This is a genomic window from Streptomyces sp. SAI-170 (genome assembly GCF_049739565.1).
GTDB lineage: Bacteria > Actinomycetota > Actinomycetes > Streptomycetales > Streptomycetaceae > Streptomyces.
Map to the genome: position 1 here is coordinate 1814547 of NZ_JBMGQD010000001.1, position 12229 is coordinate 1826775.

9 protein-coding genes are annotated in these 12229 nt (G+C 72.8%); all 9 read right to left on the reverse strand.

The annotated features are described in order from the left end of the window. Window positions 1–5: 5 nt before the first annotated feature. The 9 genes from RKD23_RS08325 to RKD23_RS08365 all read right to left on the reverse strand — a co-directional run bounded on the left by RKD23_RS08325 (window position 6) and on the right by RKD23_RS08365 (window position 12054). On the reverse strand, window positions 6–641 hold the full coding sequence (locus tag RKD23_RS08325) for an MBL fold metallo-hydrolase (RefSeq protein ID WP_424853080.1): 636 nt from the start codon (window positions 639–641) through the stop codon (window positions 6–8). A gap of 59 nt (window positions 642–700) precedes the next feature. Beyond that, window positions 701–2008, reverse strand: a complete 1308-nt coding sequence (locus RKD23_RS08330; RefSeq protein WP_424853081.1) for an alpha/beta fold hydrolase — start codon at window positions 2006–2008, stop codon at window positions 701–703. Window positions 2009–2127: 119 nt separating this feature from the next. Further along, entirely contained in the window at window positions 2128–3387 is a 1260-nt protein-coding gene (locus tag RKD23_RS08335) for an SWIM zinc finger family protein (RefSeq protein WP_424853082.1), read from the reverse strand. A gap of 1055 nt (window positions 3388–4442) precedes the next feature. Then, window positions 4443–7289: a DEAD/DEAH box helicase gene (locus tag RKD23_RS08340; RefSeq protein WP_424853083.1), complete on the reverse strand. Its 2847-nt coding sequence runs from the start codon at window positions 7287–7289 to the stop codon at window positions 4443–4445. Window positions 7290–7411: 122 nt separating this feature from the next. Further along, complete coding sequence (locus tag RKD23_RS08345) at window positions 7412–7996, reverse strand: sugar kinase (RefSeq protein ID WP_404032527.1); 585 nt, start codon at window positions 7994–7996, stop codon at window positions 7412–7414. Beyond that, window positions 7993–9138: an ROK family glucokinase gene (locus tag RKD23_RS08350; protein ID WP_424853084.1), complete on the reverse strand. Its 1146-nt coding sequence runs from the start codon at window positions 9136–9138 to the stop codon at window positions 7993–7995. Before RKD23_RS08350 ends, RKD23_RS08345 begins: the two co-directional genes overlap by 4 nt. 116 nt (window positions 9139–9254) lie before the next feature. Further along, window positions 9255–10025, reverse strand: coding sequence for an ATP-binding cassette domain-containing protein (locus RKD23_RS08355; protein ID WP_424853085.1), 771 nt, complete (start codon window positions 10023–10025; stop codon window positions 9255–9257). Then, on the reverse strand, window positions 10022–11053 hold the full coding sequence (locus RKD23_RS08360; RefSeq protein WP_424853086.1) for an ABC transporter permease: 1032 nt from the start codon (window positions 11051–11053) through the stop codon (window positions 10022–10024). The genes RKD23_RS08355 and RKD23_RS08360 overlap by 4 nt, the downstream gene beginning before the upstream one ends. Then, window positions 11050–12054, reverse strand: a complete 1005-nt coding sequence (locus RKD23_RS08365; protein WP_424853087.1) for a sugar ABC transporter substrate-binding protein — start codon at window positions 12052–12054, stop codon at window positions 11050–11052. Before RKD23_RS08365 ends, RKD23_RS08360 begins: the two co-directional genes overlap by 4 nt. Between the last annotated feature and the right edge of the window lie 175 nt (window positions 12055–12229).

Sequence of the window (12229 nt, forward strand, 5' to 3'; positions counted from 1 at the left end):
AGCTCTCAGACGTCGGCGGAGGCGCCCGGGGTCAGCCGCAGATGGTCGGTGCCGCCGAGGGCGCCGATCTGACGGTCGTAGATCGGGCGGGCGAGATCGGTGAGCAGGGCGTCGTGGATGTCGTACGCCCGCTGCGGCTTCACCTCGCGGACGTAGTCGATGACCTCGGAGATCTTGCTCCAGGGCGCCATGACCGGGAGCATCAGCGTCTCCACCTCGTGGTCCGGCACCGTCAGGGCGTCGCCGGGGTGGAAGACACGGCCGTCGTCGATCAGATAGCCGACGTTCGTGATGCGCGGGATGTCCGGGTGGATCACGGCGTGCAGCTCGCCGTGCACCTGGACGTCGAAGCCCGCCGCGGTGAAGGTGTCGCCGTGGCCGACGGTGTGCACCCGGCCCGGGAAGGCGGCCGAGATCTGGTCGGCGACCGCCTTCAGGGTCCAGATCTCGGCAGCCGGGTTGGCCTCCAGCGCGGCGCGCAGCCGTCCCTCGTCGAAGTGGTCGGGGTGCTCGTGCGTGACGAGCAGCGCCTCCGCGCCGAGCGCGGCGTCCTCCTCCGTGAAGCCGCCCGGGTCGAGGACGAGCACGCGGCCGTCCTTCTCCAGGCGGACACAGGCGTGTGACATCTTCGTGAGCCTCATGGTCCCCCATCCTGCCGCGTGGAGGGGGTCCCTTGCTCGCTCCCGCCGGGAGGCCCGGCTCACTCCGGCAGGGTCGTCTCCTCGCGGATGACCTGTTGCGCGACCCGGAAGGCGCTGCTCGCGGCGGGCATGCCGCAGTAGACGGCCGCCTGCATCAGGACCTCCTTGATCTCCGCCGGGGTGAGGCCGTTGCGCAGGGCGGCGCGGGTGTGGACGGCGAGTTCCTCCAGGTGCCCGCCGGCGACGAGCGCGGTGAGCGTGACGCAGCTGCGGGTACGCCGGTCCAGACCGGGCCGGTCCCAGATCGCGCCCCAGGTGTAGCGGGTGAGGAAGTCCTGGAAGTCGGCGGAGAAGTCGTCGGCCTGCTCCAGGACACCGTCGACGTGCGCGTCGCCGAGCACCTCGCGGCGCACCTTGATCCCCACCTCGTAGGCGTCGGCGCCGGCCTCGGCCTCGGGCTGGGCCGCGGCCGGGGCGATCTCGGCGATGGGCGCGATCGGGGCGGGCGCCACGACGGCCATCGGCTGGACCGGGGCGGCGACCGGCACGGGAACCGGCACCGGGCCGGTGCCCATGTCGTGGGCGGGCTGCCAGGCGGTGGAGAAGTGCCGGACGAGCAGGTCGGTGACGGCCGCGGGCTGCTCCACGGGCACCAGGTGCGAGGCGCCCGGTACGACGGCCAGCCGCGCGTCGGGAATGCCGGCGACCAGCGTGCGCGCCTCCGCGGGGCCGGTGACCTGGTCCTCGGAGCCGACCAGGACGAGCGTCGGCACGCCGACCCGGGTCAGCTCGGGGCGTACGTCGAACGCGGCGAGGGCCTCGCAGGCGGCGATGTAGCAGCCGGGGTCCGTGGTGCGGACCATCTGCACCGCCCAGTCGGTGATCGCGGGCTGCGCGGCGGCGAATCCGGAGGTGAACCAGCGGTCGGGCGCGGTACGGGCGATGGGGTCCAGGCCGTTCGTCCGCACGATCACCCCGCGCTGGCGGAACTCGTCCGCCGTGCCGAACCGCGGCGAGGCCGCGATCAGCGCGAGGGACGCCAGCCGCTCGGGGTGGCGCAGGGCCAGCTCGATGCCGACGGCCCCGCCGAGCGCACAGCCGGCGTACCCGAACCGCTGCACACCGAGCCCGTCCAGCGTGGCCAGCAGCCGCGCGGTGAGGTCGGCGACCGAGCCCGCCGGGTACGCGGGAGCGCCGCCGTGCCCCGGCAGGTCGAACCGGAAGACCCGCCACTGCCGGGTCAGCTCGGGGACCTGACGGTCCCACATGTGCCACGTCGTCCCGAGGGAGGGGCCCAGGATGAGCACCGGTGCGTCGTCGGGGCCGTCGAGGCGGTACTGCAGGGCAGGGGTGTTCGTTTCACTCACCGCTCCACGCTAACCGCAGCCCTCCGGCGCCGGGGCGTGGGGCCCCGAAGCTGCGCAAGGAGCTGCGTGGGATCACCGGGGAACCCTCACATTCCGTCCACGTGCGGAGGTGGGTTCGGTCATATGTCGGAGAGTGTGCCTATGCCGGTGAGGGCGCCGACCGGGTCGTGGTCGGGGGTGCCGCGGGGCCACCAGTCGTCGGCGCCGGGATCGGACTCGTAGGCGTACCAGAAGCCGTCGCGGCCCAGGCGCAGTTGGAGGTGGCCTCGGGGGTGGGTGAGGCGGTTGCGGTACGGGCGGAAGGCCGGCAGGTCGGCGGCCAGCAGGAGGGGACGCGCGCGGTCGAAACGACCGGCCGGCGGGTCCCAGGGCTCTTCCAGTACGGCGAGCCCGGCCGGGCCGCCCTGCCGCCAGGCGGCGACCGCGCGGGCCAAATCGGCCGGGGTGCGGCCCGCGGCGGAGGCGAGCGAGGCGTACAGGGCGCGGCTGCCGGCGGTCAGTCCGGAGCCGGGACGGCCCGCGGCGAGGCGTACCGCGTCCTGCCACAGCGTCAGTTCGGCGATCGGGTCATGCCCGGTGACGAGCAGCGCGTGAGCGCGGGCCGCGGCGTCGGTGGCCAAGTGGTCCAGCGCGAACGGGTCCGGCCCGCCCGGCGCGGCCGGGTACGCCGGGGGTTGCTCGGGGTGCGCGGGGGCGGGCGCAGGCAAGGGCAGCGGCGACCGCTCCCGACCGGCGAGCACCTCGCTCGCGCGTACGCCTGGCAGCGGGGCCGGTGGGTGTTCCTGCGCGGCCCGGGCCGCTCGGGTCGCGTTACGGCGGGACAGCTCGTCCAGCAGCGCCCGTTCGCCCCTTCCTCGCAGCAGAAGCAGCACGAACGGGTCGGCGTCCAGCAGCCGGGCCGTCTGGTAGCACAGCGCCGCCGCGTGCTTGCAGGGGTGGCCTCGGTCCGGGCAACTGCAGTGCGGTTCCAGCTCCCCCGGCCCGGGCAGCAGCGGCACGGCGCCCTCCGCGAGGGACGGAGGCAGCTCCTTGTCGAGCAACGCCGCGATGTGCGCGGGCCGCTCCGCCGCCGCGTCCAGGAACCTCTCCCAGTCGGTGTCGTCCAGCGTCCGCAGACGCACCTGCACACGGTACGGCCGCGGCCGGCTGCCTCGCACATACGCCAGCACGTGCCCGGGCGTCACCGTGATCGCGTCCACATGCCCCTGCTCGGCATACCCGCGCCCCCGCACCAACCGCTTCACATCCAGCGCCCCTTCCTCCAGCGCGGCCACCCAGGCATTGCCCCACCAGGTCTCGGCGAAGTCGCCTTCCGTGGGGCGTGCGCTGAAGGCGGGGAAGGTGCGGCGCAGGTCGGTGTCGCGGTGGGGCGCGGCCATGGATCGGGGCGTGGTGGCTACGGGGAGCGTAGTGGGGTGCGTCGTCGAGGGCTGAGGACGGTGGGCAGGCGCCGCGTCCAGGACGGGGTCGGCCTGTGGTGTGAGGCGCGGGCGACGGGGTGCCTCGGCCTGGAACGGGGCTTCGCTTCGGGACGGCGCAAGGTCTCGGGACGGCTCCGGGTCTCGGTCCGGCTCCGGGGATCGGGGCGGGGCTTCGCCTCGGGACGACTGCTCGGGGTCTCGCGACGGCTTCGGGTCTCGCGGCTGCTCGGGGTCTCGCAACGGCTTCGGGTCTGGCGACGGCTTCGGGTCTCGGGGCGGCTCCGGACTTCTGGACGGCATCGGGCCCCAGGGGGACGGCTCCCGGTCTCGGGACGGGGCTTCGCCTCGGGACGCCTGCTCCAGGTCTCGCGACGACTTCGGGCCTGGCGACGGCTCCGGGCCTCGGCGCGGCTCCGGACTTCCGGACGGCATCGGGCCCCGGGACGGCTCCCGGTCTCGGGACGGGGCTTCGCCTCGGGACGCCTGCTCCAGGTCTCGCGACGGCTCCAGGTCCGGCGACGGCTTTGGGCCTCGGGGCGACTCCCGGCCTCGGGACAGCTCCGAGCCCCGGGACAGCTCCCGGCCCATACGGTCGTCCTCCCCCGCAACGTCCTCGCCCGGCCATGCCTCGTCGCGCGCTGCCCGGGCTGCGCGCAGTGCCGCGCGGGCGGCGTCGGCGGGGCGGGGGCCGGTGTGGGGGCCGTGTGCTGTGGGCTCCTCCGTGCGCTGGGCTGCGTCGGTAGCGGGCGCGGCCTCCGGGGCGGGCTTCTCTTCGGGCTCGGGCAGGCCGCGCCGTAGTGCGGCGCGGGCGGCGTCGGCGGGGCCGGACCGGGCGTCCTCGGGGGGTACTCGGACCGCCGGGGTCCGTCGACGAGCTCGCCCGGCCTCCGGCTCGGGGCTCCCCCGCTTCAGGGCGGCGTGCAGCGCGCGGCGGGCCTCGTCCGCAGGGCCGGGCTGGGTGTCCGAGGCCGGAGGCAGCTTGTCGTCCTGGTGCTCCTCAGGCCGTTCCTCCGTCATGACGTCCTCCGGAGGGAGACCAGGTCGGACAGTTCGCGGTCGGAGAGTTCGGTCAGGGCCGATTCGCCGGAGCCGAGGATGGCGTCGGCGAGGGCGCGTTTGGAGGCGAGCATCTCGGCGATGCGGTCCTCCACCGTGCCTTCGGTGATGAGGCGGTGGACCTGCACGGGCTGGGTCTGGCCGATGCGGTAGGCGCGGTCGGTGGCCTGTTCCTCCACGGCGGGGTTCCACCAGCGGTCGAAGTGGACGACGTGGCCCGCGCGGGTGAGGTTCAGGCCGGTGCCGGCGGCCTTCAGGGACAGCACCAGGACCGGAGTCTCCCCGCTCTGGAAGCGGTCCACCATGTGCTCGCGCTCCAGGACAGGCGTGCCGCCGTGAAGGAGGTCGACCGGGATCGCGCGGCCGGCGAGGTGGGAGGTGATCAGGCGGGCCATGCCGACGTACTGGGTGAAGACCAGCGCCGAGCCGTCCTCGGAGAGCAGCGTGTCCAACAGCTCGTCCAGCAGCGCGAGTTTGCCGGAGCGGGCGGCCAGGCCTTCCGCGTTGCCGTGGGCCTCCTTGAGGTAGAGCGCCGGGTGGTCGCAGATCTGCTTCAGCGCGCCGAGCAGTTTCAGGACCAGGCCCCGCCTGGCGATGCCCTGCGCCGTCTCGATGGCGAGCATCGACTCGCGGACCACGGCCTCGTACAGCGCGGCCTGTTCGCGGGTGAGCGGGACCGGGTGGTCGGTCTCCGTCTTCGGGGGCAGTTCGGGGACGATCCCCGGGTCGGATTTCTTGCGGCGCAGCAGGAAGGGGCGCACCAGGCGGGCCAGCCGCTGCACCGCCTCCTCGTCCTCCCCGGTCTCCACCGCACGCGCGTGCCGGGCGCGGAAGGACTTCAGGGGCCCCAGCAGGCCGGGGGTCGTCCAGTCGAGCAGGGCCCACAGTTCGGAGAGGTTGTTCTCCACGGGCGTGCCCGTGAGGGCCACGCGCGCGGGGGTCGGGATGGTGCGCAGTGCCTTCGCGGTGGCCGAGTAGGGGTTCTTCACATGCTGGGCCTCGTCGGCGACGACCATGCCCCAGCGCTGCTCGGCGAGGGTCGCGGCGGCCGAGCGCATGGTGCCGTAGGTGGTGAGGACGAAGCCCGCGTCGAGGCCGTCGAGGCTGCGCTCGGCGCCGTGGAAGCGGCGGACGGGGACGCCGGGGGCGAAGCGGGTGATCTCCCGCTGCCAGTTGCCGAGCAGCGAGGCGGGGCAGACCACCAGGGTCGGTTCGGGGCGGGCGCGCTTGAGGTGGAGCGCGATGACGGTGACGGTCTTGCCGAGGCCCATGTCGTCGGCGAGGCAGCCGCCGAGGCCGAGCGAGGTCATGAGGTCGAGCCAGGCCAGGCCGCGGAGCTGGTAGTCGCGGAGGGTGGCGGCCAGTCCGGCGGGCGGTTCGGCGGGGCGTACGCCGGCCGTCAGACGGTCGCGCAGGGCGGCCAGCGCCCCGACGGGGACGGCCTCGACGGTCTCGCCGTCGACCTCCGCGGTGCCGGTGAGCGCCACCGAGAGCGCGTCGACGGGGTCGAGCAGGCCCAGTTCGCGCTTGCGGGCCTTGCGGACGAGGGCGGGGTCCACCAGCACCCACTGGTCGCGCAGCCGGACGATCGGGCGGTGGGTCTCGGCGAGCACGTCCATCTCGGCGTCGCTGAGCGGGTCGCCGCCGATCGCGAGCTGCCAGCGGAAGCGGAGCAGTTCCTCGCTGTCGAAGAAGCCGGTGCCGTCGGTCGCCGAGCCGGGCGCGGGCCGCACCACCGCGGCGGCGGTGAGGTCGCGTGCGAGGTCGCGGGGCCAGTGGACGGCGACTCCCGCCGCGGCGAGCCGGGTGGCGGCGACCCCGAGCAGATCGCCCAGCTCCTCCTCGGACAGGGCGAGGACGTCCGGCACGTCCTGCTCGGCGAGCCGGTCCAGCGGCGGCCAGACCCGGGCCGCGCGGCGGACGGCGAGGGCGGCGTCCACACGCGCGCGTGGCCCGAACGCCCCGTCGGCCTCCCCCGCCCACAGCGCGGTCGCGTCGGCGACCAGGGTGGGGTCGGCGAGGCTGTGCACCTGCACGATCGCGGCCCCCGCACGCCGGAGGCGCTCGCCTGTATCCCCGCCCTCGGCCGCGTCGCCGCCGTCGAAGATGTCGTACGCCGACAGGTCCAGCCGTAGGGAGATGCGGACGCCCGCGTCCATGCCGGCGGCGACCTCCGCGGCCCAGTCGTGGGCGGCGGGCAGATGCTGGGGGCGGCGGTCGGCGAAGGGCCGGCCGCAGGCGTGCGGGGCGGCCGGGGTGCGGGGCAGGGTGTCCGCGACCGCGTCGAGGAAGGCGCGCATCAGCGCTTCCGGCTCGGGCAGCCGGACCGGGCCCGGTCCCGGCAGCGGGACGGCATGCCCTTCGTAGGGCAGGGCCGCGGCGACCGCGCGCAGGTGCGCGATGTCATCCGGGTCGAGGGGCCCGGCACGCCAGGCGTCGTGTCCGGAGGGGGTGAGGCCGGGGAGCAGACGGCCGCGGGCGGTGAGCCGCAGCGCGTGCAGGGCGGCCGCGCCCCAGCAGGCGGTGGCGGGATGCGCGGCGGGGTCTCGCCGGGCCCGTACGAGCAGGGGCAGGGCCTGGTCGAGCGGCAGGCTGAGCGCGGGGGTGCTTGCGCGGCGCACGCCCTTGCCGTGGGGGCGGACGACGGTCAGCTCGGTGCGGCCGTCGGAGCTCGACACCGGCTCGCCCTCGGGGTCCCAGAAGGCGATGCGGCCCTCGCGCGGGAGGGGGGCGGGGAGGAAGACGGCCGCCAGGTGGAGGGGGACGGACGGGGCTGTGCCCGCGGTCGTCGCGCTGCCGCTCATACGTCCTGCCACCTCCCGCCCGTCGTGTCGGCTCATTCGTCTTCGACTCTACGGGCGGGGTCTGACAATCGGCCCCGAAGACCGTCCGAGGCCGGTCCCGGGACCGGTCCGGGACCGTCCGGTCAGGGCGTCGTACGAGAGACGACGTACACGAACGGGTTGTTCGGCTCCGACAGGTTCACCATCACGTCCTGCGTGGGCGCGGGCTTCTTCTGCTCGTGGACGAGGCCGTACCAGGCTCCGGGCCCGCTGAAGTCCCAGCCGGTGATCCGCTGGTCGCGGGCGCTGATGGTGATGTCGCCGCGCTTGAGCTGGGCCCGGCTGGCGCCCATGTTCCGCAGGAACTCGTCGAGGTTGACATTGGGCGCCTGGAACTGGACGTAGAGACGGCTGGTCTTCCAGTTGTTCGTCTCGTAGTGGGCGACCTTGACGGACGGGTGCGGGATGGGCACCTGGTAGAGGCGGCGCTGGACCTTGGAGGGCCAGTCCTCGGTCAGGCCGCGCGCCGAGTAGCGCGCCTCCTTGTCCTTGCCGCTGTCGCGGCTCTGTGCGGCGGAGATCATCAGGTAGCCGGCCGGGATGCCGATGAGCAGCACGATGATCAGCAGGGTGAGCGCCCGTCGGCGGCGCATGTGGCGGCGGTCCTCCGTGTCGTGGGCCCGGTCGTCCTCGGGCGGGCCGGGCTGGTGCGGCAGAGAGCCCGTCACAGCGACTCCTCGGAGCGGCGGGTGGCGGCGAACCGCTCGTAGCGCTCGTACCGCTCCACGCGGCGGCGCTTGGCGCGCCGGAAGCGGCGCGCGACGAGGCGGGCGAGGTCGGCGGCGCCGACCATGCCGGCCTCGGGGCCGAGCTGGGCGCGCACGATCCGGGCCTCGGGGCGGTAGCCGCGGCCGGTGAGGTGTCGCTTGAACGCCTCCCGCGCGGGGCCGATCAGCAGGTCGTCGGCGGCCGAGACGCCGCCGCCGATCACGAAGCAGGAGGGGTCGAGGGCGGCCGCGAGGTTGGCGATGCCGACGCCGAGCCACTGGCCGATGTCCTGGAGCAGCTCGATGCACATGGCGTCGCCCTCGCGGGCCAGCTCGGTGATCATCGGGCCGGAGATGTCGCCGACCTGCCCCTTGACGTGCTCGATGATCCCGTACGCCACCGGGGAGTCGGCCGCGGCCAGTTCCTTGGCCTCTCTGACCAGTGCGTTTCCTGAGCTGTACTGCTCCCAGCAGCCGCGGTTGCCGCACGGGCAGCGGTGGCCGCCGGGCACGACCTGCATATGGCCGAACTCGCCGGCGACGCCGTACTTGCCGCGCTTGACCTGGCCGTCCTCCAGGATCGCGCCGCCGATGCCGGTGCCGAGGGTGATCATGACCAGGTGGTCCTCGCCGCGGCCGGCGCCGAAGCGCCACTCGGCCCAGGCGGCGGTGTTCGCGTCGTTGTCGACGAGGACGGGGACCGCGAGGCGTCCGGCGATGCGGTCGCGCAGCGGCTCGTTGCGCCAGGACAGGTGCGGGGCGAAGAGGACGCGGTTGCGGTCGGCGTCGACCCAGCCTGCGGCGCCGATGCCGACGGCGTGCACGTCGTGCCGGTCGGACAGGTCCAGGACGAGCTCGACGATGGTGTCCTCGACGACCTTGGGGCTCTTGGACTTGTCCGGGGTCTCGGTGCGGACCTTCTCCAGGATGTTGCCGTCGGCGTCGACCACGCCCGCCATCACCTTGGTGCCGCCGATGTCGATGCCCACGGTCGGCACGCGGGGTGCCGTCAGGTGTGAGCGGCGTTCCCTGGTGCCGACCGTGCGCAGTACGGGCGCGCGGCGGGAGCCGATGGGGGCGGTGAGGTCGCGGTAGGTGCTCATCAGGTGCGATTCTGCCGTACGGGTGCGCTGCGCGGCGTACGCAACAGCAATGGGGTGGCTCGTCTCATACGGCGTCTGCTGGTTGTTTGTGGTTGATCGCGCAGTTCCCCGCGCCCCTAACCACGTTGCAGTTCGTGGCGTAGAGCGTCGAGGTCCGAGCCGCCTGCCATCTGCTGTGTCAGCTCGTCGAGGGTGATCTGGTCGCGGGTGTAGTTGCCCACCATCGTGCCCCTCTTCAGGAGGACGAAGCGGTCTCCCACCAGGTACGCGTGGTGGGGGTTATGGGTGATCAACACAACACCCAGGCCCTCGTCGCGGGCTGCGGCCACATATTTCAGGACTACACCCGACTGCTTCACGCCCAGGGCGGCTGTGGGCTCGTCCAGGATCAGGACCTTCGCGCCGAAGTGGACCGCGCGCGCGATGGCGACGCACTGGCGTTCGCCGCCGGAGAGGGTGCCGATGGGCTGGTCGACGTCGCGGAGGTCGATGCCCATGCGCAGGAGTTCGGCGTGGGTGGTGCGGCGCATGTGGTCGATGTCCATGCGCTTGAAGGGGCCGACGCCCTTGCGCGGCTCGGAGCCGAGGAAGAAGTTGCGCCAGACCGGCATGAGGGGGACGACCGCGAGGTCCTGGTAGACGGTGGCGATGCCGCGGTCCAGGGCCTCGCGCGGGGAGGAGAGCTTCGTCTCCTCGCCGTCGAGGCGCAGGGTGCCGCCGTCGTGCTGGTGCAGACCCGCGATGATCTTGATGAGGGTGGACTTGCCCGCGCCGTTGTCGCCGAGGACGCAGGTGATCTCCCCGGCGTTTACCTCCAGGGAGACGCCTTCGAGGGCGCGGATGTTGCCGTAGTGCTTGCTGACGTCGGTCAGCTCGACGAGTGTCACTTGGTGGCCTCCGCGCGCTTGCGGACCCAGGCGTTGAGCAGGGTCGCGAGGAGCAGCATCGCTCCGAGGAAGAACTTGAACCAGTCCGGGTTCCACTCGGCGAAGACGATGCCCTTGCTGGTCATGCCGAAGATGAACGCGCCGACCGCCGAGCCGACCGCGCTGCCGTAGCCGCCGGTGATCAGGCAGCCGCCGATGACGGCCGCGATGATGTAGATCAGCTCGTTGCCCACGCCCTCGCCGGACTGGACGACGTCGAACGAGAAGAGCAGGTGCTGGCCGGCGATCCAGGCGCCGAAGGCGACGCCCATGTAGAGGCCGATCTTGGTCTTGTTCACGGGGACGCCGACCGCGCGGGCCGCGTCCCTGTTGCCGCCGACCGCGAAGATCCAGTTGCCCATACGGGTGCGCAGCAGGATCCAGGAGGCGACGGCGACCAGGCCGAACCACCACAGGATGGTGACCTTGAAGTCGACGTCGCCGATGGTGAGTGTGGAGGCGAAGACGTCGCGGGCCGTGGGGAAGCCCTCCATGTCGGCGATCGTCTTGGTGGAGACCGTGCCGTCGATCAGCTTGGTGAAGCCGAGGTTCATGCCGGTCAGCATCAGGAAGGTGCCCAGCGTGATGATGAAGCTGGGCAGCTTGGTGCGGGTGAGCATGAAGCCGTTGAACGCGCCGATGGCGAGGGTGGCGACCAGGGAGACGCCGACGCCGACCCAGACGTTCGCGGTCATCTGGTAGCTGAACATCGACGAGATCAGCGCGGAGGACGTGACGAGGACGCCCGCGGACAGGTCGAACTCGCCGCCGATCATCAGCAGCGCCACCGGGACGGCCATGATGCCGATGGTCGAGGACGCGTACAGGACGGTGCTGAGGCTGGAGGCCTGCAGGAAGCTGTCGGCGGCGATCGCGAAGAAGACGAAGACGGCGATGGCGCCGACGACCGAGCCGAGCTCGGGGCGGCCGAGCAGCTTCTTCAGCGGCGAGGTGTGCAGCAGCCGTTCGTCGGTGGTCGTGGCGCTCATCGGGTGCCCCGCTTCGTGTACTCCTCGAGCGCGGACGCCTGGTCCTTGGTGATGATCTGCGGGCCGGTCAGGACCGGCTTGCCGCCGCCGAGCACGTCGGCGTTGTAGCGGTAGAGCCAGAGCAGGTCGATGGCCTGGTAGCCCTGGAGGTAGGGCTGCTGGTCGACGGCGAAGCCGAGGGTGCCGTCCTTGAGGCCGGCGGCGACCTTGGCGTTGAGGTCGAAGGTGTCGATCTCGGCGTCGCTGCCGGCGTCCTGCTTGGCCTTCACGGCGGTGTCGGCGAAGGGGGCGCCGAGGGTGACGACCGCGTCGATGTCCTTGTCGGCCTGGAGCTTGGCCTCGATCGCGGACTGCACGTCGGGCATGTTGGTGCCGGTGACGTAGAGGTTCTGGACGTCGCCGTCGAAGGTCTCCTTCACGCCGGCGCAGCGCTGTTCGTGGCCGACGTTGCCCTGTTCGTGCAGGACGCAGACGGCCTTCTTGCGGCCGCGCGCGTTGAGCTCCTCGCCGACGGCCTGGCCGGCGATGGTCTCGTCCTGGCCGATGTGGGTGAGGGCGCCGAAGGCCTTGGACTCGGCGGAGCCGGAGTTGACGGTGATCACCGGGATGCCGGCCTTCACGGCACGGGCCACGGCGGCCTTCATGGCGTCGGGCTTGGCGAGGGTGACGATGATGCCGTCGACCTTCTTGTCGACGGCCGCGTCCACGAGCTGGGCCTGCTGCTGCGCCTCGTCGTCGTGGGAGTACAGGAAGTTGATGTTGTCCTTGGCGGCGGCCTCCTTGGCGCCGCTCTGGACGATGTCCCAGAAGGTGTCGCCATCGCCCGAGTGGGTGATCATCGCGAAGGTCCAGCGGGGAGTGGACACCGCCGCCCTGCCCCGTTCGGCCGCGGCCTTGCGGGCGTCCTCGGCGCGCTTGCCGCCGGTGCTGCTGCACGCCACCAGGGACACGCTGAGTGCCCCCGCCAACGCGATCCCTGCCCAGGTCCGAAACCGTGCCACGAGGCCGTGCCCTTCTTGCCGTGTTCTGCCGTACGCGGAGCCGGCGATCCCGCCGACCCCAAACGCCCCAGTATCGAACACAGGGATCGTGCCCGTCGCGACCGGGGAGCGCGAGTCGGTCGCATTGTCCGGACATTGCGACGTGCAGTGGCGGGGAAAGGGGCGGGGAAGTGGC